The sequence below is a fragment of the Micromonospora sp. WMMA1363 genome, from assembly GCF_030345795.1.
In the GTDB taxonomy this organism is placed as follows: domain Bacteria; phylum Actinomycetota; class Actinomycetes; order Mycobacteriales; family Micromonosporaceae; genus Micromonospora.
The window spans coordinates 4,815,149-4,837,780 of sequence record NZ_JAUALB010000001.1; the positions used below are offsets into that span (position 1 = coordinate 4,815,149).

The 22,632-nt window shown below is 72.5% G+C and carries 21 protein-coding genes and 1 pseudogene; 10 read left to right on the forward strand and 12 right to left on the reverse strand.

Translation table 11 applies throughout. From position 1 onward, the window contains the following. Positions 1-48 precede the first annotated feature (48 nt). The 4 genes from QTQ03_RS22385 (at position 49) to QTQ03_RS22400 (ending at position 3,435) form a co-directional block, all read left to right on the forward strand. Positions 49-963 (forward strand): IS982 family transposase, encoded by a 915-nt coding sequence (locus QTQ03_RS22385; RefSeq protein WP_289279682.1) that lies wholly within the window; start codon positions 49-51, stop codon positions 961-963. Between the two features lie 291 nt (positions 964-1,254). Then, a complete protein-coding gene (locus tag QTQ03_RS22390; RefSeq protein ID WP_289279736.1) occupies positions 1,255-1,758 on the forward strand; it encodes a DUF2231 domain-containing protein in 504 nt (167 codons plus the stop codon). A gap of 65 nt (positions 1,759-1,823) precedes the next feature. Continuing rightward, the gene (locus QTQ03_RS22395; RefSeq protein WP_289280948.1) at positions 1,824-2,303 is read left to right on the forward strand and encodes an Hsp20/alpha crystallin family protein; all 480 of its coding nucleotides are present in this window, start codon (positions 1,824-1,826) and stop codon (positions 2,301-2,303) included. 7 nt (positions 2,304-2,310) lie between these two features. Further along, positions 2,311-3,435 carry a glycosyltransferase family 9 protein gene (locus QTQ03_RS22400; protein WP_289279737.1) on the forward strand — a complete coding sequence of 375 codons (1,125 nt, stop codon included), beginning with the start codon at positions 2,311-2,313 and terminating at the stop codon, positions 3,433-3,435. A 33-nt stretch (positions 3,436-3,468) separates the two neighbouring features. Here the strand turns inward: QTQ03_RS22400 and QTQ03_RS22405 are convergent, their stop codons facing one another. From QTQ03_RS22405 to QTQ03_RS22415, 3 genes are all read right to left on the reverse strand, one after another. Then, complete coding sequence (locus QTQ03_RS22405) at positions 3,469-4,347, reverse strand: glycosyltransferase family 2 protein (RefSeq protein WP_289279738.1); 879 nt, start codon at positions 4,345-4,347, stop codon at positions 3,469-3,471. Continuing rightward, positions 4,344-6,095, reverse strand: coding sequence for a D-glycero-beta-D-manno-heptose 1-phosphate adenylyltransferase (rfaE2, locus tag QTQ03_RS22410; protein ID WP_289279739.1), 1,752 nt, complete (start codon positions 6,093-6,095; stop codon positions 4,344-4,346). Before rfaE2 ends, QTQ03_RS22405 begins: the two co-directional genes overlap by 4 nt. Positions 6,096-6,217: 122 nt before the next feature. Beyond that, positions 6,218-6,709 (reverse strand): NUDIX domain-containing protein, encoded by a 492-nt coding sequence (locus QTQ03_RS22415; RefSeq protein WP_289279740.1) that lies wholly within the window; start codon positions 6,707-6,709, stop codon positions 6,218-6,220. An 84-nt stretch (positions 6,710-6,793) separates the two neighbouring features. On the opposite strand from QTQ03_RS22415, the gene QTQ03_RS22420 reads away from it, so the two are divergent. Then, positions 6,794-8,443 (forward strand): fatty acid--CoA ligase, encoded by a 1,650-nt coding sequence (locus QTQ03_RS22420; RefSeq protein ID WP_289279741.1) that lies wholly within the window; start codon positions 6,794-6,796, stop codon positions 8,441-8,443. Between the two features lie 188 nt (positions 8,444-8,631). Here the strand turns inward: QTQ03_RS22420 and QTQ03_RS22425 are convergent, their stop codons facing one another. The 5 genes from QTQ03_RS22425 to ku form a co-directional block, all read right to left on the reverse strand. Further along, positions 8,632-9,648 carry an NADPH:quinone reductase gene (locus tag QTQ03_RS22425; protein ID WP_289280949.1) on the reverse strand — a complete coding sequence of 339 codons (1,017 nt, stop codon included), beginning with the start codon at positions 9,646-9,648 and terminating at the stop codon, positions 8,632-8,634. A 235-nt stretch (positions 9,649-9,883) separates the two neighbouring features. Further along, positions 9,884-10,537, reverse strand: coding sequence for an HAD family hydrolase (locus QTQ03_RS22430; protein WP_289279742.1), 654 nt, complete (start codon positions 10,535-10,537; stop codon positions 9,884-9,886). Between the two features lie 32 nt (positions 10,538-10,569). Then, positions 10,570-11,430: an SCO6745 family protein gene (locus QTQ03_RS22435; RefSeq protein WP_502889807.1), complete on the reverse strand. Its 861-nt coding sequence runs from the start codon at positions 11,428-11,430 to the stop codon at positions 10,570-10,572. A gap of 143 nt (positions 11,431-11,573) precedes the next feature. After that, a complete protein-coding gene (locus QTQ03_RS22440; protein WP_289279743.1) occupies positions 11,574-12,242 on the reverse strand; it encodes an FKBP-type peptidyl-prolyl cis-trans isomerase in 669 nt (222 codons plus the stop codon). 237 nt (positions 12,243-12,479) lie between these two features. After that, entirely contained in the window at positions 12,480-13,499 is a 1,020-nt protein-coding gene (gene ku / locus QTQ03_RS22445) for a non-homologous end joining protein Ku (protein ID WP_289279744.1), read from the reverse strand. Between the two features lie 86 nt (positions 13,500-13,585). On the opposite strand from ku, the gene ligD (QTQ03_RS22450) reads away from it, so the two are divergent. After that, a complete protein-coding gene (gene ligD / locus QTQ03_RS22450) occupies positions 13,586-14,524 on the forward strand; it encodes a non-homologous end-joining DNA ligase (protein ID WP_289280951.1) in 939 nt (312 codons plus the stop codon). Continuing rightward, positions 14,514-15,428: a non-homologous end-joining DNA ligase gene (gene ligD, locus QTQ03_RS22455; RefSeq protein WP_289279745.1), complete on the forward strand. Its 915-nt coding sequence runs from the start codon at positions 14,514-14,516 to the stop codon at positions 15,426-15,428. The genes ligD (QTQ03_RS22450) and ligD (QTQ03_RS22455) overlap by 11 nt, the downstream gene beginning before the upstream one ends. A 4-nt stretch (positions 15,429-15,432) precedes the next feature. On the opposite strand, the pseudogene QTQ03_RS22460 reads toward ligD (QTQ03_RS22455), so the two are convergent. Together QTQ03_RS22460 and QTQ03_RS22465 are read right to left on the reverse strand one after the other, a co-directional pair. Beyond that, positions 15,433-15,684, reverse strand: a pseudogene (locus QTQ03_RS22460) (hypothetical protein); the annotation flags it as partial. Then, a complete protein-coding gene (locus QTQ03_RS22465) occupies positions 15,681-15,977 on the reverse strand; it encodes a DivIVA domain-containing protein (RefSeq protein ID WP_502889808.1) in 297 nt (98 codons plus the stop codon). The gene QTQ03_RS22465 and the pseudogene QTQ03_RS22460, both read right to left, overlap by 4 nt. A gap of 337 nt (positions 15,978-16,314) precedes the next feature. Here QTQ03_RS22465 and QTQ03_RS22470 point away from each other — a divergent pair, with 337 nt between their 5' ends. After that, complete coding sequence (locus tag QTQ03_RS22470; RefSeq protein WP_289279746.1) at positions 16,315-16,524, forward strand: winged helix-turn-helix domain-containing protein; 210 nt, start codon at positions 16,315-16,317, stop codon at positions 16,522-16,524. A 147-nt stretch (positions 16,525-16,671) separates the two neighbouring features. Continuing rightward, positions 16,672-17,634 carry a zinc metalloprotease gene (locus tag QTQ03_RS22475; RefSeq protein WP_289279747.1) on the forward strand — a complete coding sequence of 321 codons (963 nt, stop codon included), beginning with the start codon at positions 16,672-16,674 and terminating at the stop codon, positions 17,632-17,634. Positions 17,635-17,719: 85 nt separating this feature from the next. On the opposite strand, the gene QTQ03_RS22480 is transcribed toward QTQ03_RS22475, so the two are convergent. Continuing rightward, a complete protein-coding gene (locus QTQ03_RS22480) occupies positions 17,720-19,399 on the reverse strand; it encodes a DNA repair helicase XPB (RefSeq protein ID WP_289279748.1) in 1,680 nt (559 codons plus the stop codon). 491 nt (positions 19,400-19,890) lie between these two features. Between QTQ03_RS22480 and QTQ03_RS22485 the strand changes: the two genes are divergently transcribed. Beyond that, positions 19,891-20,127 carry a hypothetical protein gene (locus QTQ03_RS22485; protein ID WP_289279749.1) on the forward strand — a complete coding sequence of 79 codons (237 nt, stop codon included), beginning with the start codon at positions 19,891-19,893 and terminating at the stop codon, positions 20,125-20,127. Positions 20,128-20,141: 14 nt separating this feature from the next. Here the strand turns inward: QTQ03_RS22485 and QTQ03_RS22490 are convergent, their stop codons facing one another. After that, positions 20,142-22,616 carry a helicase-associated domain-containing protein gene (locus QTQ03_RS22490; protein ID WP_289279750.1) on the reverse strand — a complete coding sequence of 825 codons (2,475 nt, stop codon included), beginning with the start codon at positions 22,614-22,616 and terminating at the stop codon, positions 20,142-20,144. Between the last annotated feature and the right edge of the window lie 16 nt (positions 22,617-22,632).

Below are 22,632 nucleotides of genomic sequence, written 5' to 3' on the forward strand. Positions count from 1 at the left end.
GGGCGTCCATGATCGAAGTTGCGAAGCAACGATGACCATGGAGGCCACGTGCACGTCGATCGGGACACCCTCGCCACCGCACTGTACGTGAAGATCGACGACGTGTTGAAGTCGTCGCCCCAGCTCACCCGGTGGCGACCCGCGGTCGGGATCGCCCCGAAGATCACCGACGCCGAACTGATCACCCTCGCGGTGCTGCAAGCCCTGCTCGGCTACCACAAAGAAGCCCGCTGGATCCGTCACGCCCGCATGAACCTGACCCACCTGTTCCCCTACATCCCGAAACAGCCCGGGTACAACAAGCGGCTACGGACACTCGGCACGCAGATCACCCACCTGATCCGGGTCCTGGCCCTGGACACCGACCTGTGGCAGCACCCGGTGCGCATCGCCGACTCCACCCCGGTGGAATGCGGACGCTCCCGCGAGACCGTCACACGCTCTGATCTGGCCGGGTGGGCCACCTACGGCTACTGCGCCTCGCACTCGCGTCGCTTCTGGGGCCTGCGTCTGCACCTGGTCACCACCGTGCACGGACTGCCCGTGGCATTCGCCCTGACCACCGCCAAGACCGACGAACGCGAAGCACTCATGGACCTGTTCGACCTGGACACCGGCCTGTTGACCCACCCCGACGGGCTGATCCTGGTCGTGGACAAGGGCTACCGCGACGCCGCCACCGAACGACAGCTCACCGAACGCGGCGTCACCATGATCCGCCCCGCCTACCGCACCGAGAAGCCACGCCCCGGACGGACACTGCTGCGCGCTGTGCGACAGAACATCGAGTCCGTCAACCAAACCCTCAAAGGTCAACTCGACCTCGAACGACACGGCGGCCGTACCGGCACCGGCGTACTCGTACGCGTCGCACAACGCATCCTCGCCATGACCGCCGCGATCTGGCACAACTGGACCACCGGCCAACCCGTCATGCGCTCCCTCATCGCCTACGACCACTGATCCCTCGGAATAGATCGTCTAGCTGGTGGCCCGGCCACCGTCGGCCTGTGCCGGCGGTGGCCGGACGCGTTGCACCCCATCACCGTGAGGTCGGGAGTCGCCCACACCCGAAGCGGCGCGTGACCCGGCGGATGCTGATCTCCGCCGTAACGTGACCCTCCCCCATCCGTTGACCCGGGTGGCGGCACGCCGCCACCCGACAGCCTAGAGGCGGGTCCACCAGGGGCGAGGTTTGCCCGCCGGAGTCGGGGGTACAGCCGCGCCGGCAGGACCCGAGCAGGAGGCCCGGTCATGGAGAGCCGACTCAAGGTGCTCGGCCACCCCGTTCACCCGATGCTGGTGACGTTCCCGGTCGCCCTGCTCGTGACCGCGGTGCTGTTCGACATCGTCGACACCGTCGGCGGTCCGGACTTCCTCGGCGAGGTCGCGTACTGGAACGTCAGCGTCGGGCTCGTCGGTGGCCTGCTGGCCGCGGTGGCCGGGACGTTCGACCTGCTGGCCATCCCCACCGGCACCCGCGCGAAGCGGGTGGCGCTCAGCCACGCCGCCGCGAACGTGGCGGTGATCCTGCTCTTCGCCGCGGTCTGGGTGGTCCGGCTCAACGCCGACTCCCGGGCCGCCGGCGGTGCGCTCATCGCGATCGAGGTCGTCGCCCTGGCCATCCTCGGCGTCAGCGCCTGGCTCGGTGGTGAACTGGTGGACCGGCTCGGAGTCGGCATCGACCGTGACGCCGACCTGGACGCGCCCAGCTCGCTGCGGTCCCCGACGGCGACCCAGCGGATCGGAGAGGTGTAGTGACTGACCACAGCGGCGGCGGCTTCGGTCGGGGCGGGCACGGTCGGCAGCAGGGCTGGAACCCGATGGGCGAGCTGCAATCGCTGCGCGCCGAGCTGGGCCGGCTGGTCGGCGGCCGCTCCGGCTCGCCCGACCTGGAGCTGACCGAAATCGCCGACGGCTGGGAGGTCGTCGTGCGCCTGCCGGGCGTCGCACCCGAGGAGGTGGCGGTCGAGCTGAACGACCGCGAGCTGTGCGTACGGGCCCGGTCGGAGGCCGAGGTCAATGCGGACCACGGGATCCCGGGTGGCTTCGAGACCCGAGGCTTCGAGTATCGGGTGGACCTGCCGTCGCGGGCGGACCCGAATGCGGTGGACGCGGTGATGGACCACGGGCTGCTCCGGATCCGGCTGCCCCGGGCGGCGCGACCCGTGCCCCGCACCATCACCGTCGGCCGCACCGGCAGGCGTGGACCCGCCGGCGGCACGCCGCTGCCGGTCGACCCGGCGGCCGACCGGGAGTTGCACCACCCCGACACCGCCGTCGGCGGGATCGACCGGCCATAGGAGTCACATGGACGCCCCGAATCTGCTCGGCCCGGCCACCGGGCGCGTCCCCGACGCCGAGCGGATCGCGGTGCTGCGCGCCAACGCGCTCGGCGACTTCATCTTCATCCTGCCGGCGTTGGACGCGCTCCGGGCCGCGTACCCCCGGGCGGAGATCGTGCTGCTCGGCGCGCCGTGGCACGCGAAGCTCTGGCGCGACCGGCCCGGCCCGGTGGACCGGCTCCTGGTGGTGCCGCCGGCGCCCGGGATCCGGGAACCGGAGCCCGGCGAGCAGCCGGAGTCGACGATGGTGGACTTCCTCGGCGCGGCCCGCGAGGAACGCTTCGACCTGGCGTTGCAGTTACACGGCGGCGGCGCCAACTCCAACCCGGTCGTCGCGGGCCTCGGCGCCCGGCTGACGGCGGGCCTGCGCGCGGCGGACGCGCCGCCGCTGGACCGCTGGCTGCGATACGTCTACTACCAGCACGAAGTGATCCGCTACCTGGAGGTGGCGGCGCTGGTGGGCGCCCCGGCCACCACCGTCGTCCCGACCCTGGCCGTCACCGACGCCGACCGGGCGGAGGCGGCGGAGATCCTCGGCCCGCCGCGGCGGCCCCGGGTCGCGCTGCACCCGGGCGCCACCGACACCCGGCGGCGCTGGCCGGCGGACCGCTTCGCGGAGGTGGCCCGGGAGCTGCACGGCGACGGGTGCGAGGTGCTGGTCACCGGCACTACCGGCGAGCAGGCGGTGGTGGAGCGGGTGGTAGCGGCGGCCGGGGTGCCGGTGCGCCCCCAGGTCGGCACGCTCAGCCTCGGTGGGCTGGTCGGCTGCTACGCGGGCTGCGCACTGGTGGTCGCCAACGACACCGGTCCGCTGCACCTGGCCGCGGCGGTGGGCACCGCCACGGTCGGCGTCTTCTGGGTGGGTAACCTCATCAACACGGCGAACCCGCTCCGGGCCCGGCACCGCCCGATCAGCTCGTGGACGGTGCACTGCCCGGTCTGCGGCGTCGACTGTGTCCCCGGCATCTACCCGCACCGCCCCGGCGACGGCGACTGCCCGCACCGTGACTCCTTCGTCACCGACGTTCCCGCGATCGAGGTGCTCGAGGCCGCCCGCGAGCTGCTGGCGGTGAACGGCGGGCGTTCCTGACGTCGCCGGCGCGCAAGGACCCCTGGCGACACCTCACGCCGGCTGCGGGAGGTCATCCTCGGCGAGGAGCACCTCCCACGCCTCCACCTCGCGCTCGGTCACCGTGGTCGGTGACTCCAGGTGGTACGCCCCGCTGGGCAGGACGCCGGCGCCGCCGTGCCGCGCCAGCACGGCCAACTGGGCCGCCACATCCTCGCCCTGGTGTTTCTCCCGCACCCGACGCCAGAACTCGAAGCCGCCCGCGTCGACCAGTTTCGCCCGGTCGTAGAGCACGCAACCGCCGATCCAGGAGACCTTGTAAGCCCGCCACGTCCCCGGCGGCAGGCCCAGCTTCTCGGTGACGTGCAGCAGGTTCGCCGCCGGGTGGATGGCCGCGCGCTGCCACTGCGGAGTTCCCGGGCGGACCCGCTCCGGCACCGGCGGCCCGTCCCACTCCTCGTAGTGCCGGTGCGTCTCCGGTCGGACGTCGTCGAGGTAGGACAGGCCGTGCACCGCGTTGCCGACGAACCCGCAGCCCAACTCCTCGATCGCGGTGACCAGTCGGCGCAGCGATCCCGGCTCCAGCCACACGTCGTCGTCGAGGCAGAGCACGTACCGGCCGGCGGAGGCGGCCAGGAGCGAGGCGCGGTGCTCGGCCAACCCGCGCCGCGGCAACCGTCGGGTCAGCAGCACCGGGTGCCCCCGGTGGCGCAGTGCCCGGACCATGGTGGCTGCCGCGGGGTGCGCGTACGCGGGCTCCCCGTCGGACTGGTCGCTGACCACCACCCCGAAGCCACCCACCCCCTCCTGGGCGGCCAGCCCGGACAGGGTGACCGCCAGTTCGGCGGGCCGGTTCCGGGTCGGGATCAGCACGTCGAGGTGCCGCGCGGCGCGGAACTGGTCGCAGGTGCCGAGGTCGAGCGGTCGGTTCACGCCTGACCCGCCACCGGCGACGTGGTGCCCTGGGCGCGAATCCGGTCGATGATCGCCGACGTGGACCGGTCCGGTACGTACCCGAGCGTGCGGACCTGACCGCCGAGCCGGCGTACCAGCGGCGCCTCCGGCACCATCTCCGGTGGGTAGTCGCCACCCTTGACGTAGACGTCCGGGCGAACGGTCTCGATGAGCCGGGCCGGCGAGTCCTCCTCGAAGACGACCACGTGGTCCACGCAGGTCAGCGCCGCCAACAGGGCCACCCGGTCCTCGACCGGGTTCACCGGCCGGTCGGTTCCCTTGAGCCGGCGGACGCTGCCGTCGGAGTTGACCGCCACCACCAGCAGGTCGCCGAGGGCGCGGGCCTGCTCCAGGTACCTGACGTGCCCCCGGTGCAGCACGTCGAAGCAGCCGTTGGTGAAGACCACCGAGCGGCCAGCCCGCCGGTGCTCGGTGACGATCGCCGCCAGTCCGTCGGCCGCGACCAGGGTCGGTTGGCCGGCGGCGTCGGCGGGGGAGTCGAGCGCGGCGAGGAGATCCTTCCGCCGACACACGCAGGTGCCGGTATCCGAGACGGTGACGGTGGCCGCGAGTTGGGCCAGCTGCGCGGCGGTGGGCAGCGGCGCGTCGGCGGCCAGGGCGAGCGTCATGGCCGCCAGGTACGCGTCTCCGGCCCCGACCGCGTGACTCGCCGGTACCGGGGTGCTGTGGCTGCGGCGTCGCTCCCCGTCCGGCCCGCCGACCACCGCACCGTCGGTGTCCAGCGTCACCGCCACGACGTCGGCCCCGGTGTGTGCCCGCAGCTCGGCCAGGCGGGACTCGGCGAGCTTCGCGCGGTCCACGCCCGCACCGGCCGTGGCGTTCACGGTGACGCCGGTGCCGGTGACGCTGAGCCCGTCCCCGGTCATCGCTACCCGGTCCTCGGCCGGGCCTGGCTCGCCGGTCGGCCCGAGCCGGGCGGACGAGCCGTCGCCCGGGGACACGCCTACGGTCAGCTCGGACGGGCCGTCGGACGGGTCGCCGTCCGGGTGGTCCAGGTGTAGGGCGTTGGCGGCCGGCCGGGCGATGGTCCGGGCGAGCAGCCGGGCCGCCTCGGCGAAACTCGGGGTCACCACCGTTGGGGCGAGGCCCCGCCAGTCGGCGAGGTCGTGCGCGTCCAGGGCGACGGTCGCGTACCGCTCCCGGTTGGCGACCAGCCAGGCGCGGACCGGCGTGGGCAGCGCCCCCAGGGCGTAGTCGCAGACCACCAGGGTCGGCGCCGTCCCGTCGGCAGCCGCCCGCAGCTCCTCGGTGGCGCTGTCCAGCGCGGTGAGCAGGCCAGCGATCCCGTCGTCGTCGAGGGCGTCGTCGGGGGCGCCGGAGTCCTCCCGCAGGAGGATCTGGTTGCCGGCCAGCATGCGCCGTTTGACGGGCGTGGCGCGGACCGGCTGGTTGACCGTGCGGTCCCACACTCCGGCCCGGTCCAGGCAGTCGTGCAGCTCGTCCCCGGCCACGTCCGCGCCGACCGGTGCGACCAGCGCGGCCCGGCCGCCGAGCGCGGCGATGTTCACGGCGGTGTTCGCCGCGCCGCCGGCCGCGGAGATCCGCCGCCGCAGGGTGAGGACCGGGGCGGGTGCCTCCCGGCAGAGCCGGTCGGACTCGGCGAACCGCCACTCGTCGAGCAGCGCGTCCCCGACGACCAGGACGGCGCGCCCGAGCCAGCTCTCGACCACGGCGGCGAGCCGGCGCTGTTCCGCTGCTGCTGCCATGCCCTGCCGGGTCCCCCCGGCCAGTCGGATCAAACCTGGGGTGTCGGGGAGTGGCGACCGCCGGGTGGACACTGGTCGAGGCCGACGTCGTGCGGGGCGTCCTGCTTGAGGATCAGGGCGTCCTACTTGAGGATCAGGCGGTTGGTCTGCTCGAAGACGTCCAGGTCGGCCAGGGTCTCCGGGACGCTGGCCGACAGCGGGCCCGGCAGGCGGGTGCGGTCGAAGAAGCCGGCGTCGAGGGTCTCGTCGGTGACCCGGGCCAGTTCGCCGTCCCACTCCTCGATCCGGAAGGCGGTGGTGAAGATCTGGTACGTGTGCCCGTACATGTTGGTGTGGGTTCGGTCCGGGCCGGTGTAGAGGGCGAACGCGCTGACTCGCAGCGCCCGCAGGCCGGTTTCCTCGCGGACCTCCCGGACGGCGCAGTCGGCGATCGACTCGCCCAGCTCCATCGCCCCGGCCGGCATGGCCCACTGGCCGTTGTCGGAGCGCTGGATCAGCAGGATGCGGCCGACGTTGTCGCGGACAACCGCTCGGGCGCCAACGAACATCAACGTCCGGTTGCCGGCGATGGCGCGCAGTTGTCCGACGTACGATTCTGCCCAGGAGATGCTCACCCCGGACAATCTACGCACCTTCGTCGGGGTGGTCCCGAGATCGGGGCTTCCCAAGTTGTGACCGCCGACACTAGCTTGTTGCCCATGCGTAGCACGATGATGGACGCCCCCCTCCAGGTCTCCCGGATCCTCGACCACGGCTCCAGCGTGCACGGCACGGCCGAGGTGGTCACCTGGACCGGTGCCGAGCCCCGCCGGATGACGTACGCCGAGGTGGGGCGGGCTGCCGCCCGGCTGGCGCACGCACTGCGCGACGAGTGCGGCGTGACCGGCGACGACCGCGTCGCCACCTTCCTGTGGAACAACAACGAGCACCTGGTGGCGTACTTCGCTGTGCCCAGCATGGGCGCGGTGCTGCACACCCTCAACATCCGTCTCTTTCCCGACCAGGTCGCCTACATCGCCAACCACGCCGAGGACCGGGTGGTGCTGGTCGACACGACGCTGATCCCACTGCTGGCGAGGGTGATCGGCGACATGACCACCGTGCGGCACGTGGTGGTGGTCGGCGGCGGCGATCCTGCCCCGCTCGTGGCGGCGGCCGGGGACCGGATCGCCGTGCACCACTGGGATGCCCTCTTGGCGGATCGATCGGACCACTACGACTGGCCGGAGGTGGACGAGCGGGACGCCGCCGCCCTCTGCTACACCTCCGGGACAACCGGGCACCCCAAGGGGGTGGCCTACTCGCACCGTTCGATCTACCTGCACTCGATGCAGATCTGCATGCCGGAGTCGTTCGGCCTCGGGCCGAACGACCGGGAGTTGGCGATCGTGCCGATGTTTCACGCCATGTCGTGGGGCCTGCCCTACGCGGCCTTCCTCTCCGGCGCGTCGCTGATCATGCCGGACCGGTTCCTCCAGGCGGCGCCGATCGCCGAGATGATCGCCGCCGAGCGGCCCACGCTGGCCGGTGCCGTGCCGACCATCTGGAACGACCTGCTCGCTCACCTGGACAGCAACGACGTGGACACCTCCACACTGACCGAGGTGATCGTCGGCGGGTCGGCCTGTCCACCGGCGCTGATGCACGCGTTCGAGGAGCGTCACGGCATCCGGGTGATCCACGCCTGGGGGATGACCGAGACGTCGCCGCTCGGCTCGGTGGCCCGTCCGCCGGCCGGCGCGGGCGGTGCCCAGGCGTGGCGGTACCGCTACACCCAGGGCCGGGTCCCCGCCGCGGTCGAGGCCCGGATCGTCGGCCCGCTGGCCGAGCGGCTGCCCGCCGACGGGACATCCGTGGGTGAGCTGGAGGTCCGCGGGCCGTGGGTCACCGGGCGGTACGTCGGCGACGAGAGCCCGGACGAGGAGAAGTTCCGGGACGGTTGGCTGCGTACCGGTGACGTCGGCACCCTGTCGCCGGACGGCTACATCACCCTGACCGACCGGGCCAAGGACGTGATCAAGTCCGGCGGGGAGTGGATCTCCTCGGTGGAGTTGGAGAATGCGCTGATGGCCCACCCGGACGTGGTGGAGGCCTGTGTGGTGGGCGTACCGGACGAGCGCTGGGGCGAGCGCCCGTTGGCGACGGTGGTGCTCCGCGAGGGCGCGACCGCCGATGTGCCGGAGCTGCGGGACTTCCTCGCCGCGTCGGTGGCCCGCTGGCAACTGCCCGAGCGGTGGGCGGTGATCGACGCCGTGCCGAAGACGAGTGTGGGTAAGTTCGACAAGAAGGTCGTCCGGTCCCGGTACGCCGACGGCGACCTGGACGTCCGCGCGTTGACGGCCCCGTAACGTTCTCCGACGGCCGGTCGCCTCTCGCGGGGGAGGAGCGCTGTCGCGGCCTCCCTCCCCAGAGCGGCCCCGGCGTTCGCACCGCGCCGGGGCCGCCCGTTCCACGCGGGGTGACCCGCACCGTCATTCTTGCGAAACTTGTTCGCCTATGCCCCGACTATGACGAAACATACTCAGGTCGATCGGGATCACCGGTCGTCGGTGGCGCTGATCAGCACCTTGCCGACGGCGGCGTTCTCCACCGCCTGGTGCGCCGCCGCAGTCGCGGCCAGCGAGTAGTGGTGCAGCGGGAGCCCCGCCTCCTCGCCGACCCGGATGCCACCCTGCGCGACCGCCGCCGCCACGTCGGCGACCGCCTGGGCCTTCGCCGCCTTCGGCTCGGTGTAGACGAGCACGAACTGCCAACGGGCGTTCAATACCATCAGGGGCCGGACCGGTAGGGCCACCTCGGCGCCGCCGTCGTCGGCGTACACACAGACCGCACCGCCCGGCCGGAGTAGCTGGACAACGGCGCCGGCGTTGCGCGCCGCGGAGACCTCGACGACCACGTGCACCCCGTCGGGCACGATCTTGCGGACTTCCTCGACGACGTCCTGCTTGCGGTAGTTGACCACGAAGTCGGCGCCGGCCGCCGCCGCGAGCTGCGCCTTCTCCGCGCTGCTCACCGTCGCGACCACGCAGGCGTCGGCCCAGCGGGCGAGTTGGATCGCCGCGTTGCCGACCGCGCCCGCCCCGCCCTGCACCAGCACGGTGTGGTCGCTCAACGCACCGGCGTGCAGCGCGTCCGGCAGGTACTCGCCGGCGGTCAGGCAGCGGTGCGCGGTCAGGAACGGGATGCCCAGACAGGCGCCGAGATCGAATGAGGCGTCGCCGAGGCGTACCGCCTGGCGGACCGGGACGACCGTGTACTCGGCGGCCGTCCCCCACGGCCGCTGCCAGGCGGCCTCCCAGAGCCAGACCCGCTCCCCGACCAGGTGCTGGTCGACGCCGTCGCCGACCGCCTCGACCACGCCCGCGCCGTCCTGCCCGGGCGTCTGCCAGCCGGCGGGCAGCGGCCACTGCTGTCGCGACTTCCAGTCCGTCGGGTTCACCCCGGACACCGCCACCCGGACCAGCACCTCACCGGCGCCGGGTTCCGGCACGGGCCGGTCGACCAGCTGCAGCACCGAGGCGTCGCCGGTGCGCTCGTACACGATCGCCTTCATCCCCGTCTCCTCACCCACCGGCAGCACGGCGTGCCCGCTCGGCACGCCTGCCGTACCCGGCCGGCACCCGGTCATGCCGCGGTCCGTTCCCCACGTGCCTCGACCGATCCCACCGACCCTCTCGACCGATCCCACCGACCCGGAAACCGTACAACCAGGTGGTCGGCGGGAGGGATGGGCGAGCGGCGGTGTCTGCCCCGGCTGAGCCGGAGCCGGTCGACGCTGAGGATCAGGATCAGGCGAGCCGGTCCACCGTCGCCGGCGTCAGCTCCACGATCTCCCCGAGCACCGCCGCCGCGAGTTGCTCCGCGGCCGGGTCCAGCGGGTACGACCCGTGCGGCACCGCCACCACCGTCATCCCGGCGGCGGCCGCGGAGCGCACACCGTTGGAGGAGTCCTCGACCGCGACGCAGCGCGCCGGATCGACGCCCAGCCGCTCGGCGACCGCCAGGTACACGTCGGGCGCCGGCTTTCCGTGCGAGGTCTCCTCGGTCGACAGCGTCGCGCCGAACGCGTCGGTCAGGCCCGTCGCCGCCAGCGCCGCCGCGATCAGCCGGGTCGGGGAGGAACTGGCCAGGCCGAGCGGCCACCGCCCGGCCATCCGGTGCACGACCTCGACGGCGCCGTCGACCACGGGTACGCGCTTCGTGTACCGCCGGGTCATCTCCTCGACCACCTCGGCGGCGACCTGCTCGGCCGTCCGGTCGACACCCAGCTCCCGGCTCAGGTAGCGGGACCACTCACCGGTGCTCATGCCCATCAGTCGGCGCTGGGTGTCGGCCTGCCACGTGCCGCCGTGCGTCGCCACGTAGGCTCGCCGGACGTCCTCCCAGACCGGCTCCGAGTCCACGATCACGCCGTCCAGGTCGAAGACCACCGCATCCGCCACGCCCCCATCCTGCCGGACCGACCGGGGTCGGGTCAGCCCTGGAGCGCCGGTAGGCCGATCGGGCTGTCCGGCGGTATCACGGTGTGGCTGGCGCGGGCGATCGGGTCGAGCAGCTCGCACAGCCGCTCGGTGCGGTCCGGACCGAGCACCCGCCACGGGCGGGCGGCGGCGCTGTCGGTGGCGTCCTCGACCGCGCGGAACTCGGCCCGACCCTGCTCGGTCGGTTCGCCGTCCGGAGTGAGCCAGCCCCGCCCGACCAACCGTCCCCGGGCCGCCGTCCACTGCTGGTCGGTCCAGCCCCGGCCCAGCAGGTTGACCGCCGGCATCCCCACCGCGACCCGCCAGGACAGCGTCTCCACCGGGTCGAGATCGGCGGCCACCAACGCCGCGACGTGCCCGTCGCCGCGGTGCTCGCGCAGCGTGGTAGCGGCCTGCCAGAGCCGGGCGAGCGGGTACTCGCCGCGGGGGAGCGCCGAGTTCGCCGCCCCCAGCACCCGGCCGGCCACCTCGACCTCGGCCGCGGCGGCCTCCAGCAGCTCGGCGGCCTCGGTGAGATGCGACTCGGGCAGCTCGTACGTCAGCTCGGCGAGGGCCTGCACCGCGCCGGTGAGGCGAGCCCGCAACGCCTCCTCCGGGGAGGCCAACTCCCAGACGGCCGGCAGGGCCCGGCCCACCATGTGTGGGGCGAAGTTGAAGAACGCGGCGACCACCGGTGCGGCGTCCGTCGCGCCGAGCGGAGCGGCCCGGCCGGCGAAGTAACCCCGCCAGTAGCCGCGCAGCCCGGCCGCCTCGTACGCGGCGCGGGCACGCGGATGGAAGTAGGTGACCGCGTGCACCGGCTCGAAGTGGGTCCACAACCGGCGTGGGATCCGCCCGGCATCGTCGTCCGTCACGTGCACCTCCGCTTCGGCGTCATCCCGGCACGGGCGGGGCCGCCCGGGATGACGCCGAACCTACTGCCAGCGGGTGACGGCCCGAAAGCCGGTTGTGGGCAACCGCACCGCTCCCGGATGACATCCGGGTGCGGATCCGTCGGTCACTGCGCGGCCAGGACGTCCACGACGAAGCGCAGCGGACCGCTCGGCCGGCCGCCGGACGAGTCGGTGCCATACGCCAGCTCGGCGGGGATGTCCAACTGCACCCGGCTGCCGACGGTCACGCCGACCAGACCCTGGTCCCAGCCCGGGATGACCTGTCCGACGCCGATCGCGAAGCTCGCCGGCTCGCCCCGCTGCCAGGAGGAGTCGAACTCCTTGCCGTCGGCGTAGAAGACGCCCACGTAGTTGGTGGTGATCGTCTGGCCGGTCGTCACCTCGGGGCCGGTGCCCTTGATCAGCGGCGTCACCGCCAGCTTCGTCAGCTCGCCCGTGCCGGCCTCGACCACGGGCTTGGTGTTCAGCGCCGGGTCCGCCCCCTCCGGCAGCGGGGCGCCCGCGCCACCGGCGCTGGCGGAGGGGGTGCCCGCCGAGGGGGTGCTCGCCGCCGGGTCCGCCTCCTCCCCGCCCCGCCCGACCAACACGAAAACGGTGATCAACACCGCCACGACGGCGACCCCACCGAGACCGCCGGCCCAGGCCTGTCGGCGTCGCTTCGCCTCGGCCGCCTTCTGGGCGGCGAGCTGGGCGGCCAGTCGCCGCTCCGACTTCTGGGACCGGTTCTGCGTCGTCACGGCGTCGACTCCCTGCTCGAAGGTGGTGGCCGGCACCGCGTGCCGGAGGGGGGAAGGCCGACGCACACGGTACCCGCCCGAGTCCCCGGTGTGCAGGCGTCGGTCCGTCTTGCGGTCAGCCGGCCAGCACCGCCGGGCGCCGGTAACGTCACGAATGCGGCGATCCTCACCAACGGCGGTTTGCCCTGCCGGTCGAGCCGCAGCTCGGCGGCCGCTGGCGCCAACGGGGAACATCCGCTACGCACGGGCTGGGAAGCGCCGCGTCCGTGCACCTCAGGCCGTCTTGCGGGAGGCCTTCTTCGCGGCGGCTTTCTTGGCGGGCGCCTTCTCGGCCGGCTCGGCCTTCTTCGCGGTCGTCTTCCTGGCGGCGGCCCTCTTGGGCGCGGTCTTCTTCTCGGCCGCCTTCCCGGTGGCGGCCTTCTTCGGCGCGGTCTTCTTCCCAGCCGCCTTCTGCTGCGCCGATCGCGCGGCGGAGATCGGCGTCGGCTCGCCGGCGCCGCCGGCCGGTGCCTCCCCCCGGGCGGCCCGGGCCCGGTCCACGGACGCCTTCAGCGCGGCCATCAGGTCCACCGCTGCCGGTGGTGCCTCCTCGGCCTCCTCCGGCTGGACGACCTCGCGGCCCTCCACCTTCGCGTCGATGACCTCCTGCAGCGCGGCCCGGTAGTCGTCGGTGAACGAGTCCGGCTGGAAGTCGCCGGCCATCGAGTCGATCAGCGAGCTGGCCATCGCCAGCTCCGGGGGCCGGACCTTCAGGTCCTCGTCCAGGAAGCCGAAGTCCGGCTTTCGGATCTCGTCGGGCCACAGCATGGTGTTCAGCAGCAGCACGCCCTCGTGGACCCGGAGCGTCGCGAGCTGCTCCCGCTGGCGGATCGCCACCTTGACGACGGCCACCCGCTCCGAGTCGGTGAGCGCGTCGCGCAGCAGCACGTACGGCTTGGCGGCAGTGCCCTCCGGCTCCAGGAAGTACGACTTGTTGTAGAGGATCGGGTCTACCTGGTCCGCGGGGACGAACTCCAGCACGTCGATCGCGTGCGAGGTGCTCAGCGGCAGATCGGCGAAGTCCTCGTCGGTGAGGATCACCATCTCGCCGCCGCCGATGTCGTACCCCTTGGCGATGTCGTCGTAGCTGACCTCCTCGCCGCAGACCTGGCAGGTGCGCCTGTAGCGGATGCGGCCGCCGTCCTCCCGGTGCACCTGGTGGAACCGGATGTCCTTCTCCTCGGTCGCGGAGTACAGCTTCACCCCGATCGAGACCAGCCCGAACGACACCGCTCCCTTCCAGATGGCCCGCATCCCGCGCTCCTCTCCCGGGGCTCTGACCAGAATCGCAAACGATCGAACCGGATGCACGCGCTTCCGTGCGCAACTACAGTCAGGAGGTGCCCGGCGCGCCGTTGAAGCCGATGCTCGCGATGACCGGGCAGCTCCCCGCCGGTGCCGGCTGGGCGTACGAGTTCAAGTGGGACGGGGTCCGCGCGCTCGCCGACATCTCCGCCGGCCGGCAGCACCTGTACGCCCGCTCCGGCGTCGAGGTCACCGCCGCGTACCCGGAACTGATTCCGTTGGCCGAGCAGGTCGACGACGCGTTGCTGGACGGCGAGGTGGTGCTCTTCACCGACGGTCAGCCGTCGTTCACCGCCCTCGCCGAGCGGATGCACGTCCGCAACGCGACCAAGGCCGCCCGGTTGGCGGCCAGCATCCCGGTCACGTACATGATCTTCGACCTGCTCCGGTTGCGCGACGCGGACCTCACCGGCCGTCCCTGGCACGAGCGGCGCGCGGTGCTGGAGTCGCTCGGCCTCGGCGCCGCCCGGTGGGCGGTGCCACCCGCCTTCCCCGACGGGCCGGCGACCTATGCGGCGGCCGGTGAGCACGGGCTCGAAGGGGTGATGGCCAAGCGGGTCGACTCGGTCTACCGCGCCGGGGTGCGCTCGCCGGACTGGGTGAAGGTCAAGCTGGAGGTCACCGGAGACTTCGTGGTCGGCGGCTGGCGGCCCGGCGCCCGACGGGTCGGCGGCCTGCTGGTCGGGGTGCCCCGTCCAGACGGCCGGCTCACCTTCCGCGGCCGGGTCGGCGGAGGGATCGGCGCGGCCCTCGAACGGGAACTGCTGCGCGAGTTGGAGCCGCTGCGCGTCGCCGGGTCGCCGTTCGCCGGGGACGTGCCGCGCGAGGACGCGCGGGGGGCGATCTGGGTGACCCCCCAGGTGGTGGTGGAGATCAAGTATGGGCAGCGCACCCCGGACGGGCGGCTGCGTTTCCCCCGGATCCTGCGCCTGCGGCCGGACAAGCCACCCGAGGAGGTCGACGATGCCAGCTGACCGGTTGACGGTGGACGTCGAGGGGCGGGCCCTGGAGCTGTCCAACCTGGACAAGCTCCTCTATCCGAAGGTCGGCTTCACCAAGGGTGAGGTGATCGACTACTACACCCGGATCGCCCCGGCGCTGCTGCCCCACCTGGCCGACCGGGCGCTCACCCGGATCCGCTTCCCGAACGGTGTCGACGGCGGCTCGTTCTTCGAGAAGAACGCGCCGGCCGCCACCCCCGGCTGGGTACGCGCCGAGACGCTGCCCGCCCCCGGCTCGAGCAAGGGCCGGGACGCCATCGACTACGTGGTCGCCGACGACCTGCCCACCCTGGTCTGGCTGGCCAACCTCGCCGCGCTGGAGCTGCACACACCGCAGTGGAAGATCGGCGAGCACCCGGACATGATGGTGGTCGACCTGGACCCGGGCGCCCCTGCGGCGCTGAAACAGTGCTGCCAGGTGGCCCTGCTGATGCGCGATCGGCTGGCCGAGGACGGCATCGCCGCGTACCCGAAGACGTCGGGGAAGAAGGGTATGCAGCTCTGCTGCCCGATCGCGGGGACGCAGGATGCCGACGACGTGTCCGCCTACGCGAAGCGGATAGCCCGTGAGCTGGAGCAGGCACACCCGAACCGGATCGTGTCGAAGATGGCGAAGAATCTGCGCCGCGGCAAGGTGTTCATCGACTGGAGTCAGAACAACGCGGCGAAGACGACGGTGGCGCCGTACTCGCTGCGCGCCCAGCCGGTGCCGGCGGTGTCCACCCCGCTGACCTGGGACGAGGTCGAGGCGGGTGCGGCCGGCAAGCGCCCGTCCACCCGCCCCTACACCGCCGACGAGGTGCTCAAGCGGGTCGAGACGCACGGTGACCTGCTCGGCCCGCTGCTGGAGGGCGGCCCGGTGCTGCCGGTGAGCTGAGCCACGGTGGGCGCGGCGCGCAGCACGCGGTGTGATCCACCGGTAGCGCGCACCGGCCGCCGCCGTCCGGCAGCGGCCGGTCGCAGAAGACCCAGTGGCGCACGTGCTGCTGGTCTTCGGCCGACACGGTCACCCCGCCCGGCTCGACCCGCGCGCTGAGCGGGGCCAACACCCGCGCGGCGGCACGGGCGAAGACTCGGGCGCGGAGCAGGTCGGGCGCGCTGATCGGCAGGTGGATCACCCAACGGCCCGTCATCGGTAGCGGTGGTTCGCCGACTGGGCGCTCTGCCAGGCACGCAGGGCATTCTTGATGCGTACGTTCTCCTCCTGCACCGCGACCAGGGCGCGCTGCGCGACGGCCAGTTCGTCGGCCACGCGGTGCAGGAAGGCACGGATCTCGACCGGGTCGACGCCACGGCGGCGGACGGTGAAGCAGCGGTCCCGCACCTGCCAGGGGCGTAGCGGGATGTGGTTCGTCGGCGTTTTCTGGATCGGCGTCGGGTGCGGAGCGTGATGCCGGCGGGTCAGCCGGCGGAGCAGGTTGCGCACGAGGTGACCGCCCTTCGTGGAGGCCGCTGGGACGGGGGAGGGGCGGCCTTCGCCGGTTGCGATGCGGCGGAGGCCGCCCCGCCGCGCCGGGGAGCGCGGAGGGTGTGAGGTCTCGTCGGCGATGCGAGACCGGTACGAGAGGCGCCAACCGACCGCAGCAGCACCGCATCACCGAGAGCGACGGTATTGGCACCGAGTTACCTATGTCAAGGATGTCTTTGAGTCAGCTACCCACTTATGTCTTCCGTGCTACATCTGTTGCCTGTGTCGAATTGGTTGATCGATACTGGGCGGGCCAACCGACTGCAAGGGGCCTACCGTGCCTATTCCGCCCACAATGGACGAACTACTGGATGATCTGCTCGAAAAGATCAAGGACGGGACCTTTCCACCCGGCTCACAACTCCCCTCGGGGCGGGTGCTGGCAGACGAGTACGACGTCTCTCAGTCCACGATCAGCCGGGCGGTGGCGCGGCTGCGGGAGCAGGGCGTGTTGGTCGGGCGGCCGGGTCGCGGTGTCTTCGTCGCGGAGTCGAGAAAGCGGTGACCCGATCGAGGGCGCGACTCGGCCGGCAATTCAGCGCGGGTCTGTTGCCGAACGGTAACGACGTGTTCTTATACCGGAGCGACGACGTTCGCCCCGCACATTGACCACCCTCGTCGGACCCGAACCCCCCTCTCGAAAGGCGCGACGATGCACAGGCGACCAACGTTCCGGCTGGCAGTCCTCACCGCCACCGCTGCCACGTTCCTCGCGGGCGGTGGAGCCTCCGCAGCAGTGGGCACGGCAGCGCCCGCGGCAGCCTCCCCGGGAGTCGAGGCGTGCGAGCCGGGCGCCGAGGGACACAGTGCGGCGCGGGTGAAGGAGGGCGCCACCGCCAAAGAGCCGGAGCTGTACTCCAAGAACGAGGCGAACGCCTACGGCGTGATCAAGGATTCGCCCCGCCTTGCCGACGGCGGTGTCACCGTCCCCACGGTCTTCCACATGATCTCCGACCACCCGCTCACCGCCGCCGAGACGGAGCGGTGGAACACCATGATCGCGGACCAGATGGAGGTGCTGAACGACTCGTTCTCGGGCGCCACCGCGCCGGACGCCTCCGACACGCCGTTCCGGTTCTCACTCGTGGACATCACCTGGACGGTGAACAGCGACTGGTACACGGTCGTGCCCGGCAAGAACGAGCGGGACATGAAGAAGGCGCTGTACACCGGCGACGCCCGCACACTGAACGTGTACGCGGCGAACATCGGCGACGGGCTTCTCGGCTGGGCGTACTTTCCGAAGGGCTACAACAACGGCCGGGACTACATCGACGGTGTGGTGCTCCTCGACGAGTCGATGCCGGGCGGAACGGCAGGCAAGTACGCCCTGGGTGACACGCTGACACACGAGGTCGGGCACTGGTTGATGCTGGAGCACACCTTCGCGCACGGGTGCTCCGCCGCCGGCGACTTCGTCGCGGACACGCCCCGGGAGGCCGGGCCGCAGTTCGACTGCCCGGAGGGCGCGGACAGTTGCACCGCACCCGGGCTGGACCCGATCCACAACTTCATGGACTACACGCAGGACTCCTGCATGAACATGTTCACCCCCGGACAGGCGGACCGGATGAGCGACGCCTGGGTGGCGTTCCGGGCCGACGGCGGCAAGTGACCCAGCCCTGACGAGCACGGTGCGGGGTCGACGGGCCCGGCCCGTCGACCCCGCACCGCGCCCCAGGCGCGCCCCGCGACAGCGGTCAGTCCACGGTGGGCAGCTTGGGGCCGAGGACGTCGTCGGCGTCGACGATCGTGTACGCGTACCCCTGTTCGGCGAGGAAGCGCTGCCGGTGCGCGGCGTACTCGGTGTCGATCGTGTCCCGGGCGACCACCGTGTAGAAGTGCGCCTGGCGGCCGTCGGACTTCGGCCGCAGCACCCGACCGAGGCGCTGCGCCTCCTCCTGCCGCGACCCGAACGTGCCGGACACCTGGATCGCCACCGCCGCCTCCGGCAGGTCGATGGAGAAGTTGCCGACCTTCGAGATGACCAGGGTGCGGATCTCGCCCGAGCGGAACGCGTCGAACAGCCGCTCCCGCTCCTTGTTGGTGGTCGACCCCTGCACGATCGGGGCGTCCAGGTACTCCCCGAGCTGGTGCAACTGGTCGATGTAGGCGCCGATCACCAGCGTCTGCTCATCCGGGTGCCGGTCGAGCAGCGCCTTCACCACCGGCAGCTTCGTGCGGGCGGTCGCCGCCATCCGGTAACGCTCCTCGGCCTCCGCCGTCGCGTACGTCATCCGCTCGGTGTCGGTCAGCGTCACGCGTACCTCGGTGCACTCGGCCGGGGCGATCCAGCCCTGCGCCTCGATGTCCTTCCACGGCGCGTCGTACCGCTTCGGGCCGATCAGGCTGAACACGTCGCCCTCGCGGCCGTCCTCGCGGACCAGGGTGGCGGTCAGGCCCAGCCGGCGGCGGGCCTGGAGGTCCGCCGTGAAACGGAAGATCGGCGCCGGCAGCAGGTGCACCTCGTCGTAGATGACCAGGCCCCAGTCGCGGGCGCCGAACAGGTCCAGGTGGGTGAACGCGCCCTTGCGCCGCGAGGTGAGCACCTGGTAGGTGGCGATGGTGACCGGGCGGATCTCCTTGCGTTCGCCCGAGTACTCCCCGATCTCCTCCTCGGTCAGCGAGGTACGGGCGATCAGCTCCCGCTTCCACTGCCGCCCGGCGACCGTGTTGGTGACCAGGATCAGCGTGGTCGCCTTCGCCTCGGCCATTGCCGCCGCGCCGACCAGGGTCTTGCCGGCGCCGCAGGGCAACACCACCACGCCCGACCCGCCGGCCCAGAACGCCTCCACGGCCTCCCGCTGGTACGACCGCAGCGTCCACGGCTTCCCGCCGTCGGAGCCGGCCTCGGCCAGCGCGATCGGGTGGGCCTCGCCGTCGACGTACCCGGCCAGGTCCTCGGCCGGCCAGCCGAGCTTGAGCAGCGCCTGCTTGAGCCGGCCCCGCTCGGACGGGTGCACCGCGATCGTGTCATCGTCGACCTTCGCACCGAGCATGCCGGCGAGCTTCTTGCTCTTGGCGACCTCGACCAGCACCACCCGGTCCAGGGCACGCAGCACCAGTCCGTGCGCCGGGTCGTTGGCGACCTGGAGCCGGCCGTACCGGTCCATCGTCTCGGTCACGTCGACCAGCAGCGCGTGTGGCACGGGGTAGCGGCTGTACGTGATCAGCGCGTCGACCACGCCCTCGGCGTCGTGGCCGGCGGCCCGCGCGTTCCACAGCCCCAACGGGGTCAGCCGGTAGGTGTGTACGTGTTCGGGGGAGCGCTCCAGCTCGGCGAAGGGAGCGATCGCTATCCGGCAGGCCTGCGCGTCCGGGTGATCGATTTCCAGCAGCAGGGTCTTGTCCGACTGCACGATCAGGGGTCCACCACTCACCTGAAGAGCCTCTCCTCGGTCTGTCGTGCCGGTCGCGATCTGTCGTGCCGGTCGCCGGGGGCGGGCGGTCGCCGGATGCGGGGCCCGACCTGCCGCGGGCCGACCATCCAGTGTTGCACGCGGACGGCCGCCACCCAGAAAGCGCGCACCGAGGCGCAACCTTACGGTGCCGTGAGGCGTCTTTAGAGAGACCGCTGCTCCACGGCAGGTGCCACGTTCGAGGCCGGCTCCTCGCTTTGGCGGTGGTCACGCTGGTCGGCGCCGGTGCGTGCGCGTTCGATCCGCACAACCCGGGCGGCAGGGGTGGAGGTTGCCGGTCGGGGCGGCGGAGCAGCCAACGGGGGCGAGCGACTCGCTCGTGCCGGACCGGCCCAGCAGCTTACTGTCACCCGCGGGCTGCCCGCAGGTGAGCGCCGGCGCGTGGTGCTGGTCGGTAACCGCTCCGAGTGACACCCTGGACTCCAGGTTCACTAACGGACGGGGAGGACGGGATGGTCGTCAACCAGAACGTGGTAACCGAAGTGCGGCAGGCGCAGGTCGAACCGGTCTCCGCCGGCACCGTGGTGGCGTACACGGTCGCCGGGGTGCTTCTCTTCGGCTGGTTCCTCTTCGGCTGGCTCGTGCAGCGCCAAGGTTTCGTCGCCTCGGTCGGTGAGACGGCGGGCACCGGGTTCGGGCTGCTGCTGCTCGTGGCGGTCGTCGGGACGGTCCGCCGCAGCCGCCGCTGACCGGCGGGCTCCGGTCAGTCCGCCAGTACGGCCGCGGCGATCCGGTGCAGGGCGAACGTGTGCAGCATCTCGGTCCGTTCGTCCTCGGCCCGCAGGTAGCCGGCGCCGATTGAGACCGGCCGAACCAGCCGGGACGCGGTCGCCCCGTGTGCGTCCACATACCCCACCCAGACCAGCGCCTTGTCCCGTACGGCCTGCTGGAGCACGGCCAAGGCATCGGTGTGACTGGGCACCGGCACCGGCCCGGTGGGGGCTTGGCCGCGCACCACCGCCGGTGCGCGGCGGGCCGCGCGGGCGGCGGCCTCGCCCCGCCGGATCTGCTCGACCATGCCGAGCAGGCGGGGCAGCGGCAGCTTCGGGGCGGTGAGCGGGTCGACCGTCCGGGCGGCGACCGACACCCGGGCCGGTGCCCGGCGTACCTTGGGTCGGGTCAGCACCGCGGCGCCCGTGGCGTCCTCCGGCACCGGCGCGTACCCGGCCTCACGCAGCGCGGTGAGCATCCGGCCGACCTGGTGCGGGGTGGTCAGCACGGTCGGCGCCAGCCGCCGCAACGCCAGCGTCTCCAGCCGCCTGTCGGCGAGCAACTCGGTGAGCAGCGCCTCGTCGTCGCTTCTCACGTACGCCCCGGCTGGGCCGACCCGCAGCCCGCCGTGCCGGCGGGCGACGTCGTCGACCAGGTACGTGAGCCCCTGCGGCACGGGTGTGCGGGAGCGCCGCCGGAACAGCCCGTGCAGGTCGTCGGCGGAGAACCCGGAGTCCAATGCGCGACGGACGCTGGCCGGGGTGACCCGGTGCACACTCGCCCCGCCGGCCGACTCGTGCTCGGCCACCACGTCGAGTTCCGCCGCGAGGGTCGGATCGGGCGGGCCGGGCACCACGACGGTGAGGTCCGCCTGCACCAGGAAGTGGTCGACCGGGGCGGGGAGCAGCACGTCCAGGGCACGAGCCGCGGTGGACACGTCGGTGTCGGCGTCGGCGTGCAGCCCCAGCGGGTCGTCCGCACTTCGCTTGTCGCCCGCCACCACGTCGGCGAGCAGCACTCGCCCGTACGAGGTGAGTGCCCCCAGCCCGGTCACGCCTAGCGTGGCGGCCTCGGCCAGCACCTCCCGGTGCGCCGCCTCCCGCCCCCGGCTGCGGCGCGGCGCCCACCAGTCGAGCAGCTCCAGTGCCTCTTCCGGAGTCGGTGCGGTGGCCGGTTCCAGATCCGCGAGAACGTCGAGCACCGCCCGCCGGACTGCCGGCGCCCCGGCCCGCTCCGCCTCCGGGGCGAGCACTGTGATCGGCCGGTCCCGGTCGTCGCGCTGACCGACCAGACCCGGCTGACGGGTCATCGTCAGCCACGCGCGAGCCAACTGTTCCCATCGCTGCGCCAGCGATCCAACACGCCACACCTCGTAGCCGGCGCTCGGCAGCACCTGCTGGTCGGTGCCGTGGCGGGCGGTCAGTGCCCCGGGCGCCTCCAGCTCACCGGTCAGCCCCGCCGCGTGCGTCGCCTCCAGCAACAGCGCGGCCGTCGGTTCGTCCAGCCCGGTGGCGCGGGCCAGCCGGCGCAGGTCACGGACGCCCAGACCACCGGAGCGGAGCACCGTGGCCGGTTCGGCGGCGAGTTGCTCCAGCAGCGCCTCGGTCTGGCGTACCACCTCCATGGTCTGCCCGGCACCGGCGGAGTCGACCGCCTTCGGCTCTCGCGGTGCCGCCGACACCGGCGGCGGGCTGGTGCGCATCGGTCCGAGTGGGCCGGCGTCCCGGCGCAGCAGCAGCCCGACCTCCCGGGGGAGTTCGACGGTGCCGGGTCCGCCACCCCGGCCGGTGCTGACCGGCACCAACAGCCGGTGGTCCACCAACCAGCGCACCGGCGACCCGGTCGGTGTCCCGCCGTTGGCGGTGTCAGGCGGTAGGTCGTCCTCGCCGCCGAGCGGCGGGGCCTGCAACGCTCCTGGGGGCACGCTGCCCACCGGCGGGCCGGCGGCGAGTCGGTCCAGGATCGCCCGGGCCGAGGGCGGCGCCGCCAGCAGCGCACGCCGCAGCTTCGGCGGGTCCGCGCAGAGTTCCGCCGCCCGCAGGTCCAGCTCCGCCGCCGGTCGGCCCAGCCCCGCTGGGTACGGGGCGACTTCATCGACGCCGCCGATCAGGTGTACGCGGTCATCCGGGCCGTACAGCAGTAGGACGGACCGGAGCTGCTGTACCGCCGCCCGCACCGCGGCGGGGGCGGGCGGCTGCGCACCGGAGGTGGCCATGGCGAGCATCGCGTCGACGGTGGTGGTGCCGTCCGACATGCCCCGGGTCAGGCGGGCGGCGTCCAGGATCTGAAGGGTGAACTGGTCCAGGCCGTCCAGGGCGCGGGCGACCGACACCCGGGATTGGGCTCGGATGGCGAGCGCGGAGATGTCGGCGGGAACAGGTACGACGAGATCCGGCCGCTGCTGAAGCAGGGCGGCGAGCGCCGCGTCGGGCAGCGTGCGCAGGTGGTCGGCGAGTGAGGTGGTCATCGTCGTTCCACGCTAG

Excerpts from the sequence above, each read along its gene's own strand:
- QTQ03_RS22475 (WP_289279747.1), top strand. The coding sequence starts at position 16,672 with ATGCACAGGCGACCAACGTTCCGGCTGGCAGTCCTCACCGCCACCGCT.
- ligD (WP_289279745.1), top strand. The coding sequence starts at position 14,514 with ATGCCAGCTGACCGGTTGACGGTGGACGTCGAGGGGCGGGCCCTGGAG.
- QTQ03_RS22400 (WP_289279737.1), top strand. The coding sequence starts at position 2,311 with ATGGACGCCCCGAATCTGCTCGGCCCGGCCACCGGGCGCGTCCCCGAC.
- QTQ03_RS22420 (WP_289279741.1), top strand. The coding sequence starts at position 6,794 with ATGCGTAGCACGATGATGGACGCCCCCCTCCAGGTCTCCCGGATCCTC.
- QTQ03_RS22485 (WP_289279749.1), top strand. The coding sequence starts at position 19,891 with ATGGTCGTCAACCAGAACGTGGTAACCGAAGTGCGGCAGGCGCAGGTC.
- rfaE2 (WP_289279739.1), bottom strand. The coding sequence starts at position 6,095 with ATGGCAGCAGCAGCGGAACAGCGCCGGCTCGCCGCCGTGGTCGAGAGC.
- ku (WP_289279744.1), bottom strand. The coding sequence starts at position 13,499 with ATGCGGGCCATCTGGAAGGGAGCGGTGTCGTTCGGGCTGGTCTCGATC.
- QTQ03_RS22490 (WP_289279750.1), bottom strand. The coding sequence starts at position 22,616 with ATGACCACCTCACTCGCCGACCACCTGCGCACGCTGCCCGACGCGGCG.
- QTQ03_RS22470 (WP_289279746.1), top strand. The coding sequence starts at position 16,315 with ATGGACGAACTACTGGATGATCTGCTCGAAAAGATCAAGGACGGGACC.
- QTQ03_RS22425 (WP_289280949.1), bottom strand. The coding sequence starts at position 9,648 with ATGAAGGCGATCGTGTACGAGCGCACCGGCGACGCCTCGGTGCTGCAG.
- QTQ03_RS22395 (WP_289280948.1), top strand. The coding sequence starts at position 1,824 with ATGGGCGAGCTGCAATCGCTGCGCGCCGAGCTGGGCCGGCTGGTCGGC.
- QTQ03_RS22390 (WP_289279736.1), top strand. The coding sequence starts at position 1,255 with ATGGAGAGCCGACTCAAGGTGCTCGGCCACCCCGTTCACCCGATGCTG.